21 protein-coding genes and 1 pseudogene are annotated in these 21,451 nt (G+C 71.8%); 8 read left to right on the forward strand and 14 right to left on the reverse strand.

Annotated features, from left to right (window positions below; all coding sequences use genetic code 11):
* Nucleotides 1-20 precede the first annotated feature (20 nt).
* Together CHC05_RS43560 and CHC05_RS42215 are read left to right on the forward strand one after the other, a co-directional pair.
* Nucleotides 21-464, forward strand: coding sequence for a cupin domain-containing protein (locus CHC05_RS43560; RefSeq protein WP_218824808.1), 444 nt, complete (start codon nt 21-23; stop codon nt 462-464).
* Entirely contained in the window at nt 350-670 is a 321-nt protein-coding gene (locus CHC05_RS42215) for a helix-turn-helix transcriptional regulator (RefSeq protein ID WP_144022962.1), read from the forward strand. The genes CHC05_RS43560 and CHC05_RS42215 overlap by 115 nt, the downstream gene beginning before the upstream one ends.
* Here CHC05_RS42215 and CHC05_RS38015 read toward each other — a convergent pair.
* Entirely contained in the window at nt 642-1,040 is a 399-nt protein-coding gene (locus tag CHC05_RS38015; protein ID WP_218824810.1) for an SMI1/KNR4 family protein, read from the reverse strand. The two genes, CHC05_RS42215 and CHC05_RS38015, sit on opposite strands and share 29 nt — an antisense overlap.
* Before the next feature lie 8 nt (nt 1,041-1,048).
* Between CHC05_RS38015 and CHC05_RS38020 the strand changes: the two genes are divergently transcribed.
* On the forward strand, nt 1,049-1,567 hold the full coding sequence (locus tag CHC05_RS38020) for a hypothetical protein (RefSeq protein WP_089255502.1): 519 nt from the start codon (nt 1,049-1,051) through the stop codon (nt 1,565-1,567).
* Between the two features lie 44 nt (nt 1,568-1,611).
* On the opposite strand, the gene CHC05_RS38025 is transcribed toward CHC05_RS38020, so the two are convergent.
* The 12 genes from CHC05_RS38025 to CHC05_RS41905 all read right to left on the reverse strand — a co-directional run bounded on the left by CHC05_RS38025 (nt 1,612) and on the right by CHC05_RS41905 (nt 14,908).
* Nucleotides 1,612-2,907: an ABC transporter substrate-binding protein gene (locus CHC05_RS38025; protein WP_089255503.1), complete on the reverse strand. Its 1,296-nt coding sequence runs from the start codon at nt 2,905-2,907 to the stop codon at nt 1,612-1,614.
* A gap of 39 nt (nt 2,908-2,946) precedes the next feature.
* A complete protein-coding gene (locus CHC05_RS38030) occupies nt 2,947-4,044 on the reverse strand; it encodes a branched-chain amino acid ABC transporter permease (protein ID WP_089255504.1) in 1,098 nt (365 codons plus the stop codon).
* Nucleotides 4,041-4,919 (reverse strand): branched-chain amino acid ABC transporter permease, encoded by an 879-nt coding sequence (locus CHC05_RS38035; RefSeq protein ID WP_089255505.1) that lies wholly within the window; start codon nt 4,917-4,919, stop codon nt 4,041-4,043. Before CHC05_RS38035 ends, CHC05_RS38030 begins: the two co-directional genes overlap by 4 nt.
* Before the next feature lie 34 nt (nt 4,920-4,953).
* Nucleotides 4,954-5,670 carry an ABC transporter ATP-binding protein gene (locus CHC05_RS38040; RefSeq protein ID WP_089255506.1) on the reverse strand — a complete coding sequence of 239 codons (717 nt, stop codon included), beginning with the start codon at nt 5,668-5,670 and terminating at the stop codon, nt 4,954-4,956.
* A complete protein-coding gene (locus CHC05_RS38045) occupies nt 5,667-6,452 on the reverse strand; it encodes an ABC transporter ATP-binding protein (RefSeq protein WP_089255507.1) in 786 nt (261 codons plus the stop codon). Before CHC05_RS38045 ends, CHC05_RS38040 begins: the two co-directional genes overlap by 4 nt.
* Nucleotides 6,453-6,872: 420 nt before the next feature.
* Entirely contained in the window at nt 6,873-9,383 is a 2,511-nt protein-coding gene (locus tag CHC05_RS38050) for an ATP-binding protein (protein ID WP_179266563.1), read from the reverse strand.
* A gap of 38 nt (nt 9,384-9,421) precedes the next feature.
* Nucleotides 9,422-11,494: a xanthine dehydrogenase family protein molybdopterin-binding subunit gene (locus tag CHC05_RS38055; RefSeq protein WP_089255509.1), complete on the reverse strand. Its 2,073-nt coding sequence runs from the start codon at nt 11,492-11,494 to the stop codon at nt 9,422-9,424.
* Nucleotides 11,491-12,474 (reverse strand): FAD binding domain-containing protein, encoded by a 984-nt coding sequence (locus tag CHC05_RS38060; RefSeq protein WP_089255510.1) that lies wholly within the window; start codon nt 12,472-12,474, stop codon nt 11,491-11,493. The genes CHC05_RS38055 and CHC05_RS38060 overlap by 4 nt, the downstream gene beginning before the upstream one ends.
* The gene (locus tag CHC05_RS38065; RefSeq protein WP_245871430.1) at nt 12,471-12,989 is read right to left on the reverse strand and encodes a 2Fe-2S iron-sulfur cluster-binding protein; all 519 of its coding nucleotides are present in this window, start codon (nt 12,987-12,989) and stop codon (nt 12,471-12,473) included. Before CHC05_RS38065 ends, CHC05_RS38060 begins: the two co-directional genes overlap by 4 nt.
* A gap of 50 nt (nt 12,990-13,039) precedes the next feature.
* Nucleotides 13,040-13,972: an ABC transporter permease subunit gene (locus CHC05_RS42930; protein WP_245871431.1), complete on the reverse strand. Its 933-nt coding sequence runs from the start codon at nt 13,970-13,972 to the stop codon at nt 13,040-13,042.
* Nucleotides 13,973-13,993: 21 nt separating this feature from the next.
* The gene (locus CHC05_RS38070; protein ID WP_089255512.1) at nt 13,994-14,518 is read right to left on the reverse strand and encodes an ATP-binding cassette domain-containing protein; all 525 of its coding nucleotides are present in this window, start codon (nt 14,516-14,518) and stop codon (nt 13,994-13,996) included.
* A gap of 228 nt (nt 14,519-14,746) precedes the next feature.
* Complete coding sequence (locus CHC05_RS41905) at nt 14,747-14,908, reverse strand: hypothetical protein (RefSeq protein ID WP_179266564.1); 162 nt, start codon at nt 14,906-14,908, stop codon at nt 14,747-14,749.
* Between the two features lie 71 nt (nt 14,909-14,979).
* Here CHC05_RS41905 and CHC05_RS38075 point away from each other — a divergent pair, with 71 nt between their 5' ends.
* The 3 genes from CHC05_RS38075 (at nt 14,980) to CHC05_RS38085 (ending at nt 18,644) form a co-directional block, all read left to right on the forward strand.
* Nucleotides 14,980-15,798, forward strand: coding sequence for an endonuclease/exonuclease/phosphatase family protein (locus CHC05_RS38075; RefSeq protein WP_089255513.1), 819 nt, complete (start codon nt 14,980-14,982; stop codon nt 15,796-15,798).
* A gap of 28 nt (nt 15,799-15,826) precedes the next feature.
* Nucleotides 15,827-16,459: a CG0192-related protein gene (locus tag CHC05_RS38080; RefSeq protein WP_089255514.1), complete on the forward strand. Its 633-nt coding sequence runs from the start codon at nt 15,827-15,829 to the stop codon at nt 16,457-16,459.
* Nucleotides 16,460-16,520: 61 nt separating this feature from the next.
* On the forward strand, nt 16,521-18,644 hold the full coding sequence (locus CHC05_RS38085; protein ID WP_089255515.1) for a M14 family zinc carboxypeptidase: 2,124 nt from the start codon (nt 16,521-16,523) through the stop codon (nt 18,642-18,644).
* Nucleotides 18,645-18,702: 58 nt separating this feature from the next.
* Here the strand turns inward: CHC05_RS38085 and CHC05_RS38090 are convergent, their stop codons facing one another.
* Nucleotides 18,703-19,635 (reverse strand): phytanoyl-CoA dioxygenase family protein, encoded by a 933-nt coding sequence (locus CHC05_RS38090; RefSeq protein WP_179266565.1) that lies wholly within the window; start codon nt 19,633-19,635, stop codon nt 18,703-18,705.
* 154 nt (nt 19,636-19,789) lie between these two features.
* On the opposite strand from CHC05_RS38090, the gene CHC05_RS38095 reads away from it, so the two are divergent.
* Nucleotides 19,790-21,061 (forward strand): glycoside hydrolase family 16 protein, encoded by a 1,272-nt coding sequence (locus CHC05_RS38095; RefSeq protein WP_179266566.1) that lies wholly within the window; start codon nt 19,790-19,792, stop codon nt 21,059-21,061.
* A gap of 111 nt (nt 21,062-21,172) precedes the next feature.
* Nucleotides 21,173-21,451, forward strand: a pseudogene (locus tag CHC05_RS42935) (IS701 family transposase); the annotation flags it as partial.

The following is a 21,451-nucleotide window of genomic DNA, read 5'->3' on the forward strand; positions in this document are numbered from 1 at the left end:
GCGCCGTTGTCGCGCCCGCGATGATCGTTCGCCCTGAGCGAACCGGGCCCGGGGCCTCAGATGGCACCGCCGTTGGCGAAGACGGTTTGGCCGTTGACCCACCGGCCGGGGCCGGCCGCCTGGTCACGCTGCCCGGCGCCGGCTACGACGCGGCGCGGACCGTGCTGGTCGCGGGGCATGTGCGGATGAACCAGGTCGGCGACGACCTGCTCCTGGCCGCGCTGCCGCCGCTGTCGGTGATCCCGGGCGGCGCGCCAGCGATCGGGTGGCTGCTCGACCGGGTCGTCGGGGAGCTCACCACAGGCCGCCCGGGATCACCGACGAGCGGCTGGCACCCGCCGTGCGGTCGATGCACGCCGACCCGGGCCGCACCTGGCATCTCGACGACCTGGCCCGGTCGGCGACGATGTCGCGGACCGCGTTCGCGGCCCGCTTCACCTCCGTGGCCGGTGTGCCACCGCTGACCGACCTGCAGCACTGGCGCATCCGGCTGGCACAGCAGGCGCTGCGCGAGAGCGACACGAGCGTGGCCGCGCTCGCCGCCTCCCTCGGCTACACCTCGGAGAGCGCCTTCAGCACGGCCTTCAAACGGGCGCGCCGGCCTGGCCCCACGCGACTACCGGGCAGCGTCGCGCGCCGAGCTAACCTAATTCGGGGCGTAGGGCGCTGACGAAGGAGACGAAGTCGGGGGCCCAGCACCGTTCCCGGTCCTGGTCGACGTGGACCACGCGAGGCTCGCCGTCGGGGCCGCATTCGCGGTAGTCGAACGCGATCAGATCGTGTCCGCCGGACGGGCAGGTGCCGAAGTAGACGCCGATCGGCGGGTATTCCCATTCCCCCAGCCACAGCCGTTGGCCGGCGTCGCCGGCCAGTGAGTAGCGCTTCGTCCGCCCGATCCCCATGATGCCGTCGACGGAGACGTGGTCGTCGGCCCAGGTCGTCGGGCTCGGCGCCGGGCACCGGGTGTTGCGCGGAATCCCGCCGTTGTGCGACCGCATGAGCGTCACGTAGGACGCCGGCAGGGCGATGTGAATGATCAAATACGTCCATGACGGCGCTCTCGTGGCGTGACGGAGTTGGGGAACTGAGCCGGCTGGTGGCGGCGGAGGGTGGCGACCCCGACCGCATCCAGGACGTAGGCCTTGCCTGGCGTGCCTTCCGGGCTTTTCTCGCGGTTCCCTTGGACGGTCTCTTCGACCGGTGGGAGGGCGACGCGGAAGAGGCGGACACACTGGTCATCGAGTTCGGTGTCTCGGCGTGGCCGAACGATTCGCCGGGGCTGTTGCTGGCCCGACGGTTCGCCGTCCCCGCCGTCGAATGGCGCGACGGTGTGCCGGGCGAACCGTCGGACGAGGAAGATGCCGATCTCGACCTCGCGGACACCGTCCAGATCGAGTTGGAGCTGACCTTCCCGCACGGGACGACCGCGGATGCCGACGACTTCTGGACGGCCGCGCGCAGCGGTGAGTTCGCCGCGGCGGACCTCGCCGAGGCCGGCGAAATCGTGACCGGCCTTCAGCTCGGAACACCGATCTCCAGCCGGGTAGCCCTGGAGAGCTGCAACTAGAAGGGCCGCCACGGGAGTACCCGGGCGGCCCTTCGGGACGAGCGTCAGGCGGACGGGATGCCGTTGCCTGTCGGGGTGGCCGGGGCCTCGGTGTATTCCTGGACCGGGCCCGCGCCGTCGTCGGTCTGGACGACCGGGCCGAACGCTGCCTGCACGCCGGCGGTGACGCGGCCCATCTGCATACCGCCGATGCCCGAGTGGTCGGACGCGGAGTACCGGTACGGGCCGACCGCCGCGTTCTTGAAGCCGCCCGACTCGACCGCCGAGATCAGGCCCTCGCGGGTCAGGTCCTTGCCGGCCTTCAGCAGGGCCTGCACCGTGAGGTAGCCGACCGTCATGCCGAACATGATGTTGTTGTCGAAGGGTGCGTCTCCGTTGTACTCCTTGTTGACCTTCTGGTAGAGCTGCACCCACGGGTTGCTGGTGTCGGTCGAGACCGGCAGGTAGCCCGGCGCGACCAGGCCCTCCAGCAGCACCTTGCCCTCGCCGAGCAGGCCGGAAAGCGTCGTGTAGTCGGCGCCGACGCTCGAGGGCACCCACTGCGGCTTGAAGCCGCCCAGCTTGGCCGCCGTGCCGAGCGACAGCGCCGTGAACGCCGGGATGGTCGCGGAGATGACGACCTGGCAGCCGGCCGCCTTGAACGCCTGGATCTGGGGCGTGATGTTGGTGTTGCTGGTGACGTACTTCTGCTTCTCCTTGACGCCGTCGGCGCCGAGGACCTGCTCCACGCCGGCGAGGCTGTCGCGGCCGAAGTCGTCGTCCTGGCCCATGTGGCAGACGACCTGACCCGGGTACGTTTTCTTCACGAAGTCGGCAATGATCTTGCCCTCGACCGTGTAGTCCGGCTGGAAGCCGAAGGTCGTCGGGTACTTCTCGGGCTGGTTCCAGCTCCGGCTGCCCGAGGCCACGAACAGGTCCGGCACCTTCTGGGTCTTCAGGAAGTCGAGCACGCCCGTGTGGGTCGGCGTGCCGAGTCCATTGAGGATCGCGAAGACCTTGTCCTCCAGCACCAGCTTGCGCACCAGGGTCTGGGTGTTCGCCGGGTTGTAGCCGTCGTCCTCGACCAGGTACTTGATCTTCCGGCCGTTGACGCCGCCGTTGGCGTTGACGTACTCGAAGTACGCCTTGGTGGCCGGGGCGATCTTCGAGTAGCCGGCGGCGGCCGGGCCGGTCAGCGGCATGTGCGTGCCGAGGAGGATCTCGGTGTCGGTGACCCCCGGCACGCTCGCGGCGGTCCCGCCGCCACTGCTGCTGGGTGCCTCGTCGGAACACGCGGAGCTGGCCGCGACCAACGCGAGACATGCGGCGACCACGATGCCGCGACGTGCGATGCGAAGCATGGCTCTCCTGTTCGGATGGTGGACTGGGGATAGGGGACGTCAGAACCGACGGCGTACGGTGCGGCCAAGCGCCCGGAAGGCGTCCTGGATGCCGCCGGGGGCGACCAGCATCACGATGATCAACGTGAGGCCGAAGATCGCCAGCGGGAGATTGCCTTCCAACTTGTTCGCCAGCCCGGGGCTCAGCTCGAGTCCGCGGGTGACCTGGGTGGTGAGATAGGGCAGCAGGACCAGCAGCAGCGCACCCCAGGCGGCCCCGAACAGGCTGCCCAGGCCGCCGAGCACGATGGCCAGCAACAGGTTGAGCGACAGCGTCAGGCCGAAGACGCTGGGCGACACGCTCTGCGAGATGACCGCAAGCACCCCGCCGCCGAGCCCCGCGCAGCCCGCGCTCACCACGAACGCGAGCACCTGGGTGCGGGCGACGTGGATGCCGGCCAGCTTCGCCGCGACCTCGTCGTCGCGGACCGCCTTGAACGCCCGGCCGTACCGGCTGTGCACCAGGTTCGCGACGATCAGCAGGGACAGCATGGCCGCGCCGATCGCGATCCAGGCCTGCCACCGCTCCGGCGGGAAGTACGGGCCGAGGGCGGCGGGCGCCGGGTCCACGTACACGGACAAGCCCTGGTCGGCGTTGAACAGGCCGGCGAACCGGGTGGTGAACGCCGGCACGACCAGGGCGACCGCGAGCGTCACACCGGCCAGGTACGGGCCGCGGAGCCGGGCGGCGCACACGCCGATCAGTGCACCGGCCAGCGCCGCGACCAGCACGCCGAGGGCGAGCGAGACCGGCAGCGCCCAGGCGCCGAGCACGCCACGGTCGCTGAACTCGTTCTGGGCCAACGCCACCGTGTACGCGCCACAGGCCATCAGCGCGCCGTGCCCCAGCGACAACTGTCCATTGAGCCCGGTGAGCATCGTCAAACCCGCCGTCACGCACAGGTAGGCGGCGACGGTGGCGAGCTGGTAGTTGCGGAACGGGTCGATGCCGTAGCTGACGAAGTAGACCGCCACGGCGCCGACCGCGACCCAGAGCAGGTGGCGCAGCAGCGTCGAGCCACGGCGGGGACCCGTCGGGCGGGGAGTCACGAACCGGCTGATCGGCGACCGGGCCGGCCGCACCTTGGTCGTGCTCATACCGTCCTCGCCCGTACACCGGAGAAGATCCCGCCCGGCCGCAGCAGCAGCACCGCGAGCAGCACGGCGAGCACCGCGACGGGGGTCAACGCCGCACCCAGATAACCGCTGACGTACGACAGGATCAGCCCGACGATGATGCCGCCGACCACCGCGCCGACCGGGCTGTCGAGGCCGCCCACGATCGCCGCGGCGAACGAGGAGGCGAACACGATGTCCATCGCATGTGGATGGAGGCCGAGCTCGGTCGGCAGGATCAGCACGCCCGCCACGGCCCCGACGACCGCGGCGAGCGCCCAGCCGAGCGTGAGCATCCGGCCCACGTTGACGCCGAGCAGCCGGGACACCTCGGGCGCGAACGCCGCCGCCCGCATCCGCAGGCCGACGGCGGTGCGGGTGAACAGCAGCGCGAGCAGCACCACGATCGTGGCCACTGTGCCCCAGATGAACAGGTCGTACCGGCTCATCAGGGGCACCCCGCCGACCTCGATGGCCGAGGTGTCGAACGGCTGGTTCGCCGCGCGGAACTCGCCGCCGAAGATGATGCCGACGACGGCGGTCAGCAGCAGCACCAGGCCGAGCGCGACGATGACGTCGTTGAGCGGGTTGGCATGCCCGACGAACCGCATCAGGCCGCGTTCCACCAGGGCCCCGAGCAACAGACCACCGACCAGGGCGACGAGAAACCCGACGAGGTACGAGCCGACGGCGTCGGAGACCATATACGCGGCGTACGCGGTGACGACCGCCATCGCACCCTGCGCGAAGTTGACCACCCGCGCCGCCCGCCAGATCAGCACCAACGCGAGCGCGAAGGCGGCGTAGACGGCTCCCCGCGACAGCCCGTCGAAGGTGAGGAAGATAAAGCGTTCCAAACCGCGCTTCCTTTCAAGCTGTAGCTGGTGCCGGTCAGAAGCCGAGGTAGGCGTGCCGAAGCCCGTCGTCGGCGAGCAGTTCGTCCGCGCCGGCGGACATCACGATCCGGCCGAGCGACATCACGACGCCACGGTCCGCTATGGACAGTGCGCCCCGGACGTTCTGCTCCACCAGCAGCACGGTGAGCCCGGTGTCGTCGCGCAGGCGCTTGAGCAACGCCATGATCTGCGCGGTCACCTTCGGCGCCAGGCCGAGCGACGGCTCGTCGAGCAGCAGCAGGGTCGGCCGGGCGACCAGGGCCCGCCCGAGCGCGAGCATCTGCCGTTCGCCGCCGGAGAGCTGGTGTCCCAGGTGCGCTCGGCGGCGGGCCAACGGCTCGAACAGCTCGTACACCTCGGCGGTGGCCTTCTTGGCGTCGGCCTTGTCCTTGCGCCAGAGCCCGCCGAGCCGGAGGTTCTCGTCGACGGTGAGCTCGGCGACCACGCCCCGGCCCTCGGGCACGTGGGCGATCCCGCGGCGCACGAGCTGTTCGACCTTGACGGCCCGCAGGTCGGCACCCGAGAAGAGGATCCGCCCGCCCGTCGGCCGGACCAGGCCGGTGATCGTCCGCAGCAGGGTGGTCTTGCCCGCGCCGTTGGCGCCCAGGACCGCGGTGATCGTGCCGGCCGCGACGGTCAGGTTGACGTCCTGGAGCACGGGCACCACACCGTAGCCGGCGTTGAGGTTGTCCACTTCGAGGACCGCGGTCATGATCCCACCTCCGCGCCCAGGTAGGCCTCGGCCACCGCCGGGTTGTCCCGCACCTGGGCGGGAGTGCCGGCGGCGACCACGCGGCCGAAGTCGAGGACGACGATCTGGTCGCAGACCTTCATCACCAGGTCCATGTGGTGCTCGACGAGCATCACCGAGCAGTTCGAGCGGTTCGGCAGGTCGACGATCAGGGCCGCCAGCTCCTCGACGTCGTCGCCGCCGAGGCCGCCGGCCGGCTCGTCGAGCAGCAGCAGCCTCGGCCGGGCGACCAGCGCGCGGGCCAGGGCCACGCGCTTGCCGACCGCGTACGGGAGCGTGCCCGGCCAGGCCTGCGCGTGGTCGGCGATGCCGAGCCCGTCGAGGACGGTCATCGCCTCGTCGCGGAGCCGGCGCTCGTCGCGGTCGCTGCGCGGCAGCCCGAACAGCGCCGAGACGAGACCGGCCCGCGCGGTGTGGGTGGCGCCGGCCATCACGTTCTCCAGCACGGTGAGGCCGCGGAACAGCCCGACGCCCTGGAGCGTGCGGGCGATGCCCTTGCCGGCCAACTGGTGGGGCCGTGGCCGCAGCGGTCTCTGTTCGAAGAGCACGTCGCCGGTGTTCGGCTCGACGAACCCGCAGACCACGTTGAACAGGGTCGTCTTGCCGGCGCCGTTGGGCCCGATCACGCCCACGACGGTGCCGGTGGCGGCCGTCATCGACACGTCCTCCAACGCGACGAGACCACCGAAGCTGACGCCGATCCCCCGGAGCTCGAGGACGGTGCCGGTGTGTTGCGGCGTCATATTCACCTCAGGACGGAGATCAACGACTGCCGATCAGGTATTTACACTGGGAGTGTACTTTTCTCGCCGCGTCCGTCAATGCCCTCGTTGCCAGGTCGTGATCTCCCCAGGTCAAGGCACCCGTCCACCGCCGGGTCAGCCACGAATCCCTGGTGGACGGAAGGGGCGACGATGATCCGCACGACCGCGCTGGCGGCTCTCTACCGCGAGGTGCGTGACGCTGATCCGTCCGCCTAGGACCTGGAGTAGTCGATCCTGACCGGTCCGCGCCAGATCAGGTGCAGCGTAGGGATCTAGGAACCAGGATCTCGGAACTATTGATCCAGCCGCGCGCGCGATGCGGCCGAGCGGCAACGGCATCCCGTCCGCCTGACGTGCGTCACGAAGAGCCGCCCGGGCACTCCCCGGCTAGACGGCTGGTCATCTCCTGCCGCTGGTGCCCGCGGGTGAGCCCGGTAGGAGGTGTCGTGCGGCCGTGAGTGCACCGTCGACGGTGAGGTCGTGGCCTGCCTCGACGAGCGACGTGAACTCGTCGGCGTCGAGGATCGCACGGACCCGCTCGGTGGCTCGGCGTTCGAGCTCCGCCACCGATGGCCAGGGAGCGAGGCCGACAGTTCGGCGGGCGGCGACGGCGGCCCCGACCAGGCGTGCCGCCAGGCGACCATCACCTTCTTGGAGGGCAGTGGCGGCAAGCTCGAACACGCACCGGACCAGCCCGTCGAGGTGGCCGATGCCGTCGTAGGCGGACACCGCGGCGGCCAGATCGGCCCGTGCCGGGTGGTCCAGCAGGCGGCCGTCGATGGCCAGGTCGTAGTGGACCTCGGCGCGCAGGTTCTCGTCGTGTAGAGCATCGGCGATCCGCAGCGCCTCGTGGTGCCGCGCCTGCCCTTCGGACGGCTGGCCGTCGACGGTCAGGAGCAGGCCGTAGTGGGACAGGATGTAGCCGGACACGAGCGGGTCGTCGGCTCCCGCGGCGACCTCCAGCGACTCCTCGAAGGTCGCCCGGGCCTGCTCGTGGGCGCCCGGTGGCAGCACGATCGCCCGGGCCGAGAGCGCCAGCGCGATCCGCACCGGGGTCTCGACCCGCCTGGCGGCGGGCAGCATCTCGTCGAGGAGCCGACCCGCCCGCTCGAAGGCGCCGTCGTTGAGCAACCTGCTCGCCGTCAGCCACCGCATCGCGAGGCGGTCGCGCTCCGTGGCGAGCAGGCCATCCGGCAGTCCCTCGATCTGCCGCCACAGGTCCGAGCTCTGCCGCAGGTGCCCGCGGGCCAGCATCCACACCCAGACGTCGCCGAGCGCGCGCAGGAGCGGACCGGACGGCTGGCCGGTCCGGCCGATCCAGTCGAGCACGGCCTGGAGGTTGGCTTGTTCGCTGTCGAGCCGGCGCAGCAGCAGTTCCTGCGAGCCGAGCCTGTTGTCGGCCGCGTCGAGGACCGCCAGGACGTGCCGATGCAGGCGGGCCACGGTGTCGTCCGGCTCGTCCAGGCGGGCGGCGGCGAAGCGGCGGATCGGGTCGAGCAGCTGGAACCCGCGCCGGCCGTCCGGGCGCGGGGCCGGGCCGACCAGGCTGCTGTCCAGCAGGCGCGAGAGGCCGTGGACCACGTCGGCGGAGTCGCTGCCGCAGACCGCGACGACGTCGTCGACCGTGAACGGTGCGGCGAACACCGACAGCCGCGCCAGCAGGTCCTGTGCCGGGGGCGGCAGCAGGGCATAGCTCCAGGAGATCGTGCGGTCCAGGGTTTGCTGCCGGTCGGGCAGGTCCGCCAACGCCCCGGGCTGGCGCAGGCGCGCGTACAGGTCCGCGAGCAGCTGGTCGGGCGTGAGCACCCGCATCCAGGCCGCCGCCAGCTCGAGCGCCAGCGGCAGGCCACCCAGCCGGCGGCACAGCTCGGCCAGGGCGGACGCGTTCTCCTCGGTCAGGTCGAACCCACCCGGGCCGTCGCGGAGACGGTCGACGAGGAGCCGCATCGCGGGCGACCGGGCGAGGTCGGCGAGGTCGCCGTCAGCCGGTGGGACCTCCAGGGCGTCGACCCGGACCTCCCGTTCGCCGCGGAGTCGCAGCGCCACCCGGCTGGTGACCAGCACCCGCAGGCCCGGCGCCTGCCGCAGGAGATCGGTCACCATGGGCGCCGCCTCGAGCACCTGCTCGAAGTTGTCGAGGACCAGCAGGAGGCTCCGCCGCGACAGTGCCCGGTGCAGCGCGTCCAGCGGCCGCTCGTTGCCCTGGCCGACGACGCCGAGCGCGGCCGCTATCGCGTCGGGGACGAGCCGGGGGTCGGTCGTCCCGGACAGGTCGACGAACGAGGTGCCGTCGGACCAGCGCGACGCGGTGCGGTCCATGGCGGCCTGGGCCAGCCTCGTCTTCCCGATGCCGCCGGCGCCGGTAAGGACGATCAGCCGGCGGTCCGCCGTGACCAGCTCGTCGACGACCCGGTCGAGCTCCTCGTCGCGCCCCACGAGGGTGGAGACGGGCGTCGACGCGACGCGGCGTTCCCGGCGCGGCTCGTCGAACCGCTCCGCCAGCAGCGTCGAAAGGTCGGTCAGGACCAGCGCCCGGAGTTCGGCGGCGTCGGCGAAACGCTTGTAGGACACCTGGCCGTCGTCCCTGATCCGCCCCAGCATCCGGGTCAGGGCCGGGTCCCGGCCGGGTGCCGGGGAGCGCACGTAGAGCAGCCGTGGCAGGTCCGCCGCGAGGTTCAGCTCGTCCTCGAGGCCGGAGACGGCCATGCCCGGGCCGACCCAGCCGTAGCTGTCCGCGTAGACGCCGACGAAGATGTCCGACCGGGCCAGGTAGGCCCGGTACACCTCCTGTGCCGGGTGCGGCCGCGCCCCGGACTCGAACATGACCGGCGCCAGCATCAGCTGCTCGATCGCGGACCGGGCGGCGGCGCGCTCGGGCGCCAGTTCCGCGAGGGTGGACGAGACGAACACCCGCAACCGGTGGTCCGGCGTCCTGATCCGGCTTTCCACTAGCGGGCCCGGACCCGTTCGACGGTGATCGGCAGGTCGCGGACGCGTACGCCGGTCGCGTGGAAGACGGCGTTGGCCACCGCGGCCGCCGATCCGACGATGCCGAGCTCGCCGATTCCCTTGCCGCCCACGAGGGTCACGTCGTCGTCGGTGTGTTCCAGCGAGTGCGCCTCCAGGCCGCGGATGTCGGCGTTCGTGGCGATGTGGTACTGCGCCAGGTCGTGGTTCACGAACAGGCCCAGCCGCGGGTCGACGATCGTCTGCTCGCACAGGGCTATCGACAGGCCCATCACCATGCCGCCGAGCAGTTGCGAGTGGGTCGTGCGGGCGTTGAGGGCGTGGCCGTGCGCGAACACGCCGAGCAGCCGGTCCACCCGCACCTGGCCGGTGTCCGCGTCAACCCGGACCGCGCAGAAGTGCGCACCGTAGGAGTGCCGGGCGTGGTCCGGAGGTAGTTGGTCCGCCGCCGTGTCCGCGGTCACCTCGAGGCCGTCCACCGGCACCGCGCCGCCATGCTCGGCCAGCCGCCGGCCCAGCTCAAAACACGCCTTGCGCACCGCGCCACCCCAGGACGCGGTTCCGGCCGAACCGCCGGCCAGCGAGGACTGACCAAAGGCCGACCGTCCGATGTGCACAGAAACCCGAGACGGGGGTACGCCGAGCGCATCGGCCACCGCCTGCCACAGCGCGGTGCGGGCGCCGGTGCCGATGTCGACCGCCGCGACCGAGACGTCGAACGTGCCGTCCGGTGACGCCCGCGCCGTCGCCGTGCCGCCCTGCTGGTAGACCGGATACACCGCCGACGCCAACCCCGTGCCGAACAGCCAACGGCCCCGCCGGCGCACCGCCGGTGTCGGGTCGCGCGACGCCCAGCCGAACTTGTCGGCACCGGCCCGCAGGCAGTCGACCAGGTGCCGCCCGCCAAACGGCAGCCCGGTCGCCGGCTCGGTCGGCGGCTCGTTGCGCAGCCGCAGCGCGAGCGGGTCCATGCCCAGGGCGTACGCGAGCTCGTCCATCGCCGACTCCAGCGCGAACATCCCCGGTGTCTTGCCCGGTGCCCGCATCACCCGCGGCGTCGGCAGGTTCAGCCGGGCCAGCCGGTGCCGGATCCGCAGGTTGTCGCTCGCGTACATCGTGCGGGTCGCCGATCCGGTCTGTTCGACGAACTCGTGGATGACCGAGCTGTACTGCAGCGCGTCGTGGTCGATCGCCGTCAGGGTGCCGTCGCGGCGGGCTCCGAGGCGGATCCGGCTGCGGGTCGCGGTGCGGGCCGGTGCCATCGTGTACATCTGCTGCCGGGTCAGCATCAGCTTGCAGGGCCGGCCGGTGACGCGGGCGGCGACCGTGGCCACCACCGCGCCCGCCGTGGGCCAGACCTTGCTGCCGAACCCACCGCCGACGTGCTCGGTGACCACGTCGACCTGGTCAGCGGGGATGCCCCACAACATGCCGTAACCGGTCGCCGCCGCCCACGGACCCTGGTTGGAGTCGTGGACCAGCAGCCGTTCGCCGTCCCAGCGCGCGATGATCGCGACGGTCTCCATCGGGTTGTTGTGCTCGGGCGGCGTCGTGTAGATGTGGTCGACCGCCACGTCGGCGGCGGCCAGCGCGGCGTCGACGTCACCCTTGACCGACGTACCCGGGAAGCCGGCATTGGTGGTCTCGGGCTGTTCGAGGTCTGGGTCGTCGGGGTCGAGCACGGCCTTGTGCGGGTGCTCGACGTAACGCACCAGCAGCTGCTCGGCGCCTTCGCGGGCCGCCTCGAGCGTGGTGGCGACCACGGCGGCGACGACCTGACCGCGGTACGCGACGGTCGGCGACTGCAGCACGAGCTCGTCGGCGGTGACGGCCGGCCGCAGCCGGGGCGCGTTGGTGTGGTCGACGACCGCGACCACCTCCGGGTCGGCGAGCGCGGCGGTGGCGTCGACCTCGGTGACGGTGCCGCTGGCCACCGTCGCGCCGACCGGCCAGACATACAGACAATCCTCGATCGGATACTCGTACGCGTAGCGGGCCGCGCCCGTGACCTTGTCGCGGCCCTCCAGCCGGGGCAGCCCGCTGCCGGCGCTCATCGGCCGGCTCCGACGGGCCGCAGGTCCCGGAACACCGCCGCGACCAGGTCCACCGCGAGCTCGATCTTGAACGCGTTGTCCGGCAGCGGCCGGGCGTCGGCGAACGCCGCACGGGTCGCCGCCCTGACCTCGTCGTCGGTGGGGTCGGTGCCGGCCAACAACCGCTCGGTGGCCGTCAGGCGCCACGGTTTCGGGGCGACACCACCGAGGGCGAGCCGAACCTCGTCGGCGGTCAGCACGGCGGCGACGGAGACCGTCGCGAAGGCGAACGACCAGCGGTCACGGACCTTGCGGTACGTCGCGACCGCGCCGTCCGGCGGCGGCGGGAGTTGGACGCCGGTGATCAGGTCGCCGGGTTCGAGCACGGTCTCGATCCACGGGGTGTCGCCGGGCAGCCGGTACAGGTCGCCGATCGGCACCAGCACCTCGGTGCCGTCACGGCGGCGCACCTCCACCACCGCGTCGTACGCGGCCAGCGCGACCGCGAGGTCCGACGGATGGGTGGCCACGCAGTGGTCCGAGGTGCCGATCACGCCGAGGTCGCGGTGCGCGCCCGGGATCGCCGAGCAGCCACTGCCCGGGTCGCGCTTGTTGCACGGCACGGTGGTGTTCTGGAAGTACGGGCAGCGGGTGCGCTGCAACAGGTTGCCGGCGAGCGTGGCCTGGCCGCGGATCTGCGCGGAGGCGCCGGACAGCAGCGCCCTGATCAGCGCCGGGTAGCGGCGGCGCAGGACGTCGTCCCGCCCGACCCGGCCACCGCGGGCCGCACCGCCGATCAGCACCCCGCCGTCGGGGAGGTGCTCGATCCGGTCGTACGGCAGGCGACTGACGTCGACGACCAGGCCCGGTCGGAGCACACCGAGCTTCATCAGGTCGACCAGGTTCGTACCGCCGCCCAGGTAGACCGCGTCCGGCTCGCCGGCGACCAGGGTGGCCGCGTCGGCGGGGTCGCTGGCACGCGCGTACCGGAAGGCCCTCATCCGTCGGCCACCTCGCGGATCGCGGCGACGATCCCCGCGTACGCGCCGCACCGGCAGAGGTTGCCGCTCATCCGCTCGCGGATCTCGTCGTCGTCGAGCTCCGGCGCGGCCACCAGGTCGGCGCTGACCCAGCTCGGCAGCCCACCCGCGACCTCGGCGAGCATGCCGACCGCGGAGCAGATCTGCCCCGGGGTGCAGTAGCCGCACTGGAACCCGTCGTGGGCGATGAACGCCCGTTGCAACGGGTGGAGCTCGTCGCCGTCGGCCAGGCCCTCGACGGTGGTCACCGCGCGACCCTCGACGGCGACCGCGAGCAGCAGGCAGCTGTTGGCCCGCTCGCCGTCGACCAGCACCGTGCAAGCGCCGCACTGGCCGTGGTCGCAGCCCTTCTTGGTGCCGGTGAGGCGCAGGTGCTCGCGGAGGGCGTCGAGCAGGGTGGTCCGGTTGTCCAGGTTCACGACCCGGTCCACACCGTTGACGCGCAGCACGACCTCGCCGCGCAGCTGGTCGGTCAAGGCCGTCTCCCGCGTCGCGGTTGTCTTCCTTACCTTTTCGACCCTACGCGCTAGACAGCGTTGGCGAGCCTGCGCCGGACGGCCAGCGCGAGCCCGGCCGAGACCACCAGCAACAGTCCGGCTTCGGCCGCCTGGAACCAGACATAGCGGTCGAGTGGTTGGTATACCGCCCGCTGCCGAAGCCCGGTGCGGGCCAGGCATTCGGCGGTCGGGTAGGTGTTCGCCGGATCCGCACAGATCTCGCCGGCAGTCGCCGAGGTCACCTCCCGACCGTCGTTGTCTAGATAGGACACTCGATAGAGCCAACCAAGCTCGCTGGCCTCGGGCCACGGGTCGCGCACCATGTGCTCGGCCCCGGCCACCACGACCACCGGTGGGATCAGGTGTGGCCGCAGCGCGACCAGGCCCACGAAGCCGAGCACCAGCACGACCACGGTCACCGCCACCGTCGTCATAACGCGGCGCAGGACCGCCCCTAGCGCGGTGCCGACGAGGAGCGCGAAGACCCAGGTCGCGGCCGGCAGCGCGCCCGCCTGGCTGAACAGCACGTCGTTGCCGAACGGCCAGTCGCCGCTCACGACGCCGAAGCGTGGCGCGGCCCACCCGACAGCCGTGCCCACGGCCAGCCCGAACGCGGCGGCAGCGGCCACCACCAAACCCAGCTTGATGCCCAGCCAGCGGCGACGACTGACCGACTGCGTCAGCACCAGGCGGATGGTGCCCTGCTCGACCTCGCGGGCCAGCAACGGCGCACCCCAGAAGACACCGACCGCGAGCGGCAGCAGGTTGCCCACGAGGATCGCGGTGTCCCAGCGCGACTTGGCCAGGTTGTACGCGTCGCAGACACCGACCACGGTGCGGCACTCGTCGATCGCGGCCGGCACGCCCCAACCGATCCAGAGCAGATATCCGCAGTACGCGGCCGCGACCGCGGCGACGGCGAGCAGCTGCCAGCGGTGCTGGCGCCAGACGAGCCAGAGCATGCGTGCGTCTCCAGAGGATGGTCAGCGGGCGAGGGCGACCGGGCCGGGCAGCGCGCTCGCCTCGGGTGCGCCGAGGTAGCCGCGGACCAGCTCGTCGAGCGAGGGCGCCCGGACGCTCCAGGAAGGGCCGAACGTCTCGGTGGTGGCGCGGGTCAGCAGGTCGACCTGGCGTCCGGTGACGCCCTCGGTGATGACGGCGAGCCGGTCCGGCAGCAGGGCGCGCCGCTCGACCGGACCGCTGACCACCGCGTGCCCGGCGAGCAGCTCGTCGATCTCGCCGCTCACCTGGACGCGCCCGCGGTTGACGGCGACCAGCCAGTCGCAGGTGTCGACCAGGTCGGCGATGATGTGCGACGACAGGACGACCGTGGTGCCGTGCAGGGCGACGGTCTCCATCAGCAGAGCCATCACGTCGTGGCGGGCCAGCGGGTCGAGGCTGGCCAGTGGCTCGTCGAGCAGCAGCAGGTCGGGCCGTTTGGCCGAGGCGAGGACCAGCGCGCACTGCGCCCGCTGGCCGCCGGACAGCTGGCGGACCCGCCGGCGCAAAGATGCCCAGCCGGCCGAGCCGCTCGCGGGCGAGGGCGTCGTCCCAGCGCGGGTTGAGCTTGCGGCCGAAGGTGAGCAGGTCGCCGACCCGGAAACCCGGGTAGAGCGCGGAGTCCTGGGCCAGGTAGGCGAACCGGCCCAGGGACGCGGGGTCGTCGCGGACCGGCTCGCCGAACCGAAGCACCCTGCCGGCCGACGGCCGGATCCCCACCGTCTCGACCGCGGACCTCATGCGACGTCTTCCGCGACCTCGTGCCGGGCGGCCTCGAAGAGCGCCTCGACGTCTTCGCGGTCGAGGCCGGCCGCGTGCGCCGACCGCAGCCACGTCACGAGCTGGCGGTGGAGGCGGACGCGGTCGGCGGCGCCGACCCGGCCGAGCGTGCGCCGCACGAACGTCCCCGTGCCGGGCCGGCAGCCGGTCGGGCCGCCGTGTCAACCCAAGATTCCCTACACTGTGCGCGATGGCGTCCCGGCGGTGGTTCGTGCTCGTCGCCTGGCTGCTCGCGGCCACGGCGCTGCTCGGTGGTTCGGTCGCGCCGCCCGCCCGCGCTGTTCGGCTGCTACAGCTCAACCTGTGCGCCAGCGGGCAGGCCGGCTGCTACACCGGCCGGTCGATCGACGTGGCGGCGCGGGTCATCCGCGCCACGCGGCCCGACGTGGTCACGCTCAACGAGATCTGCGAGGGCGACATCGACACCCTCGGGTCGGTGCTCGCCGGCGTGCACGGCGGGCCGGTCGCCTCCGGGTTCCGGGCGGCGCCCGACCGCCCGTCCGGCGGGCCCACCCGGTGCGGTCGCAACGGCCAGGCGTACGGGATCGGCCTGATCGCCCGCGCGCCGACGACGCCGCACGAGGTGGTCGGTGGCGAGTATCCCGTGCAGGACCCCGTCGACCCCGAGGAACGGGTCTGGCTGTGCCTGCTCGCCGCCGTCGACGTGTGCACCACCCACCTGGCCGGCTTCGACAGCGAGGCGGCGCTGCACCAGTGCCAGCACCTGTTCGGCGTCACGCTGCCGGCGCTGCACCGACGGGCCGGCTACCGCCCGACGATCGTGGCCGGCGACCTCAACCTCCGCTACGGCGCGCCGCCCGACCTGCGGCCGTGCATCCCCGCGGGCTACCGGTGGCTCGGCGACGGCGCCCTGCAGCACGTGCTCGCCACTCGCGACCTGGCGGAGCCGACCACGCGCCCGGTCGATCTGGACCGCAGCACCGACCATCCCGGCCTGCTGGTCACGGTCGGGCTGACCAACGGCGGCAGCGGCACCGGCGCGACCTGAGCCGCCCGCACGGGCGTACTATCCGGCAATGGCGCTCCTGCACAAAGCCACCCTGACCCCGACGAAACTCGAACTGATCGCGGGCTGGCTGCCCGGCCGGCGGTGGCACGCGAGCTCCGCCGGTGAGCTCGAGCGCGTCTCCGCGTTCCGGTTCGACGACCCCGCCGGCGCCGTGGGCATCGAGACCTTGCTTGTCCGGTTCGGCACCGGTCCGGTGCACCACGTACCCCTCACCTACCGTGACGCGCCGTTGCCCGGTTGCGACGCCTGGCTGCTCGGCACGATGGAGCACTCCGTGCTCGGCAAGCGCTGGGTGTACGACGCCGCCGGCGACCCGGTCTACCTCGCCGCCCTGGCCGGCGCGATCATCACGGGCACCGGCGAGGCCGAGGAGCTCATCGACGTCGACGGCGCCGGCACGCTGCAGCGACGCGAGCCGGCGATGACGGCCCGGGGCACCGGCGTGCCCGACCGCGCCGCGCCCACGGTCGAGGAGATCCGCCGCATCGAGGAGCACGGCGATCACACTGTGGTCCACGTGGGGTCGTTACGCATCGTCATCCTGCGCCGAATCACCGACGGTGACCTTCCACCCGCCGCACTCACGGGCCGTTGGGACGAACAACCGGAAGTTATCTTGGCGTATCTTTCGAACGGTTGACACGGATCGATCTGTGGACTGATGTAGGACCCAGCGTCCTTCGATGTCCGCAGGAGGTTCCATGTCCAACAGACGGATCTGGGTGGCCGGCGCCACCGCAGCCGTTCTGACCGTCGGGCTGCTCGCCCCGTCCGGGTCGAGCATCGCCGCCCCGCCCGACACCGCCAAACCCGTCACCGGCCCGGCCGTCAAGCTGGCCACGGGCGAGACCGCGCTCGTCCGGTTCCGGCTACCCAACGAGGCCATGCTGCGCGACCTGGTCGCCAGCGGCGCCGACGTCGCCGCCCGGCCGCGCACCACGCTCGGTCAGGTGCAGGTCGACCTGGTCGTGACCGACCAGGAACTGGCGGCGCTGACCGCCCGCGGCGCCGTGGCCACCCAGCTCATCCAGACCGCGTCCGAGGGCTCGGCCCGGGTCGCGGCCAGCAAGGAGGCCGCCGGCGCCCGCGCCGCCCTGGCCGCCAACACCGACACTCTCCAGTTCCTCCAGACGTACTGGTGGACCACCGAGGGCCAGAGCTTCCTGGCGGTGCAGGTGGCGACGACGGCGACCGACGACCCGGACGTCGAGATCACCGTGACCTGGAAGACCGCCGACGGCACCACCGGCTCCTTCCCCCTCTCCCGCTTCGAGGACTCGGGCGAGTACCAGTACCACGTCGCGCTCCCCCAGCCCGTGCCGGCGCAGCCGGTGACGGTGACGGCCAGCTCCAGCCTGGGCGGCACCACCCGGGCGATCCGGCCGACGGCGTGGCCGGGCGCGGTCCCGCCGCCCACCCCGGCCGGCTACCAGCAGGACTTCATCGCCGCCTACATGACGCCGACCGACATCCAGGCGCGCATCAAGCGGCTGGGCCGGCAGTACAAGAGCCTGGTCGACGTCATCGACCTGCCCAACAAGACGCAGGGCTACCGCCGCACCGCGGCCGCCTACGTCGGTGACCCGGCCACCGCCGCGATCGTCGTCGACTCGGTCAAGTTCGGCGACCAGAAGATGAACGGCGTCCAGGTCAAGACCGTCAACCCGGGCAAGAAGAACAAGCCGCTGAAGGCCACGTACAAAGACCGGGTCCTGACCGTCTCGCTCGCGACGGACAGCACCGGCGCGGTCATCAGCACCACCGACCAGGTCGCCGCGTTCATCGACGCCAGCTACCCGCAGGTGTTCAACGCGTTCGTCGAGGACGGCTCGGCCGGCAAGCTCATGCCGATCGCCGGCCCGGCCCGGCTCGACGACGGCCTCGACGGCACCGAGGTGTCGAAGAAGCCGTGGACGGTGCAGGCGCTGCGGATCGGCAAGGTCCGCGACGGCTCGAAGATCGGCGTCATGGCGTACTCGCAGGAGCACGCCCGTGAATGGGCCACCCCGCTGGTCACCCTGGAGTTCGCGGAGCGGCTGCTGGCCAACTACGCGACCGACGCGGAGACCCGCAGCCTGCTCGACAACGTCGACATCTTCGTGATCCCGATGGTCAACCCGGACGGCGCGAACTACGCGTTCAACGACTACAACTTCCAGCGCAAGAACCTGGTCAACCACTGCGAGGGAGCCCAGCGCGACCCGCGGCTGGCCAACTCGTGGGGCGTCGACATCAACCGCAACTACACCGTCGGTTCCTACTTCGACGGGTACGTCGGCGGCAGCGCGAACTGCCTCTCGGGGACCTACAGCGGCACGTCCGAGCTGTCCGAGGCGGAGAGCGGCAACGTGATCGCGCTCGCCAAGGCACACACGAACATCAAGTTCGCGATGAACGTGCACAGCTACGGTGGCTACTTCATGTGGCCCCCCGGCGCCTACAAGGCGGACGGCCGCGTCACCCTGCCGCGTCCGTCCATCGAGGAGTCGGCCTACTTCATGGACAGCGCCAAGCGCATCATCGGCGCCATCCGCAGCTCGCGTGGCACGGTGACCTGGCCGTCGTACACGGGTCCGGTCGCTGACGTGCTCTACTCCGCGGCCGGCAACTCGGCCGACCAGCTCTACTACGAGCTGGGCATCCTGGCCTGGGACTTCGAGGTCGGCAACGACCTGTGGAACGCGGAGACCCAGGAGTGGGAGGGCGTCGGCTTCCAGCCGCCGTACGAGGAGGCACACGCCGAGTCGCAGGAGTACGCGTCCGGCCTGGTCGAGCTCGTCCGGGTCGCCCGCGACATGCAGGCCGACGGCGCGATCCAGCCGTAAGCACCCCTGTCACGGAGCGGCCCCCGGTCAACGCCATGACCGGGGGCCGCTCCCTGTCCTAGCGGTAGTTCGGGTGGCCCGCCGCCGCCAGCCGGCGGCGCTCCTCGACGGCCTGGGCGTCGTAGGCGCCGGCCGAGTCCGGGACGACCCGCTCGCGCGGGCCCGTGGGGACGAAGTCGTAGCTGTCGACGCCGAGCGCGCGCAGCACGGCCTGCTCGACCAGCGAGTGGTCGGCGGGGTCGGGCCGGTTGAACCTCATCGGCTCGGCGAGGAACAGCGTCGAGTTGGTGATGAACCGCGGCACCCGCAGCGCGTTCTCGGACTTGGCGTGCACCACGAAGGGGTGCAGCAGGTAGACGTCACCGACCGTGCCGGTGGCCTCCACGTACTCGTGGCACTGCCCCGCCAGGTCCTGATAGTCGAAGACCGTCGCGTCGCTGTGCCCGTTCGGCAGCACGCCCTCCGGGTGGTCGGCGAGGAAGCGGGCGACGGGCGCGACCGAGTCCGTGGTGACGAACGTCGGGCCGCCCTCGTGCACCACGTCGGACCAGAGCACGATGGCCAGCAGCCCCTGCTCGGGCGAGTCGAGGTAGTGCCGGAACCAGCTTCCGTCGACGTGCCAGCCGGGGGTGGCCGGCGACGGCGGCTGCCACGGGCCTTCGGTCTCCTGGCGCAGGTTGACGATGAACGCGTCGGTCCACGGGAACGGGTTCTTCGCCGCGGTCAGCCGGTCGGCGCCGCCGACCAGCTCGCAGGCGGCCTGCCAGGCCTTGGGCGCGAACGTGCTGACGTCGATGTCCTCGTGCGCGGCCATGTGCACGGACGCCTTGGCCCAGGTGGCGGGGTCGTCGGCACGGTAGCCGAGGCGGTCCCAGATGTAGCGGGTGCGGGACTCGGCCTCCTCGGCGCTGAAGCAGCCCGTGAGCTTGACGTATCCCTTGTCGAGGAACTGCGCGCGGTCTTCGGCGGTGAGCACTTCGGTGGGTGACATCCACGTCTCCTTGGGGATGGATTTGAACCGGTTCAGATGTCGTCGCTCAGCCTAGCCCGGGCGGTGCGCGCTGTGGTAGATAGAACGCATGGAATCTTCTGAACCGGTTCACACGCATCGACCGCGCGGGCGCCCCCTCCGCGCGCTCGTGGCCGTGGCCGGCGCCGCCGCCCTCGTCCTCGGCGCCGCCCAACCGGCCTCGGCCGCACCCCGGGTGACGCTCGCGGTCGCCGCGCCCACCTCCGGCACCACCGTCCACGACACCACCGAGCTGCGGTTCACCGGCAGCAACCTCGCGACCGTACGGGTCTACCGGCTCGCCCACCTGGTCGCGACGGCCACCGTCAACGCCGACGGGACGGCCGCCACCGCCCAGGTCGACACCACCGCGTTCCGCGACGGGCCGGTCGTGCTCAGCGCTCTCGCCTGGGGCCGCGGGTCACCGCTGCCGCGCGCCACCGCGGTGCTCCTGGTCCGGGTCGACAACGCCGCGACCGACCAGCACCCGGCCGGCTACAGGCTGGTCTACGGCGACGAGTTCGGCGGTTCCCGGTTGGACCGCGACAAGTGGTGCACGCGCTACATGTACGACGGCGGCACCGAGTCGGCCGCCGAGCAGGCGACGATCGACCCCAGCTGCCTGGGCCGCGACCCGGTCACCGGCACGACCCTCGGCACCCTCGACACGCTGGGCGGCAACGGGACCGCGCCCGGCCAGGAGGCGCAGGTCTACCGGGACGTCAACGCCGACGGCAAGCGGATGCACACCGTGCAGGACGGCTACCTCAGCCTGCACGCGACCGCGACCCGGCTCGACCAGCCCTACCTCAGGTACGAGTCGGCGATGATCCGCAGCAAGCGGGAGTTCCTGCCGACGGAGCAGCACCCGCTCTACCTCACCACCCGGGTCCGGCTGCCCGACGTGGTCGGCAGTTGGCCGGCGTTCTGGCTCGCCGGCGGCTACGGCGACGGGCACGTCCGGCCGCCGTGGCCGCCCGAGATCGACATCCTGGAAGCCCCGTACAACAAGGGCGGCAACGGCGCCGACGTGCTGTGGACGGCGGTGCAGACCTACTACGACCACGACGAGTTCCCGAACGGCCCGCCGCAGGGCCCGGTCCGGACCACGTACGCCCACCCGTCCTTCGACGGCAACGCCTTCCACGCGGACTCGTCGATCCGGTCGCGGTGGATCGAGGTCGCGGCCGAGTGGACGCCGACGAGCGTCTGCTGGTACCTGGACGGGCTCAAGCTCGCCTGCAAGGACTACAGGTGGGTAGCCAACGCCGGCCCGCAGGACACCACCCCGGCCACGTTGCTGCTCAACCTCGCGGTGGGCGGCCCGTGGGCGGGCGCCGACGGCGTCGACGCCACGAAGTTCCCGATGACGTACGACATCGACCACGTCCGCGTCTACCGCAAGTAGGTGCCGTAGCGGTGCCCAGTCCGCCGGGCACCGCCAGGGCACGCCCTAGTACTGCAACGGCACTTTGGTCAGTGACGTTGCCGCTGGTCGAGCGTTGTTTTTGGTGTGGATGTGGTCGATCGGTGGCTGACGGAGCTTGATCGTTTCTGTGAGCGGATCGGGCCGCGGTTCGGTCGGGTCGAGCCGCGGTCGCGGGCCGCGCGTTATATGTGCGGGTTGGCTGCCGGGTTGGACCGTCGTAACGGCTGGACGATCGCCGAGCATGCCGGCGAGGTGAGCCCGGACGGCATGCAGCGGTTGCTGCGCCGGGCGGAGTTCGACGTTGACGGGGTCCGCGACGACGTGCGTGAGCTCGTGGTCGGCCACCTCGGCGATCCGGACGCGGTGCTG

Source organism: Asanoa hainanensis (assembly GCF_900188485.1).
GTDB classification, from domain to species: Bacteria; Actinomycetota; Actinomycetes; order Mycobacteriales; family Micromonosporaceae; genus Asanoa; species Asanoa hainanensis.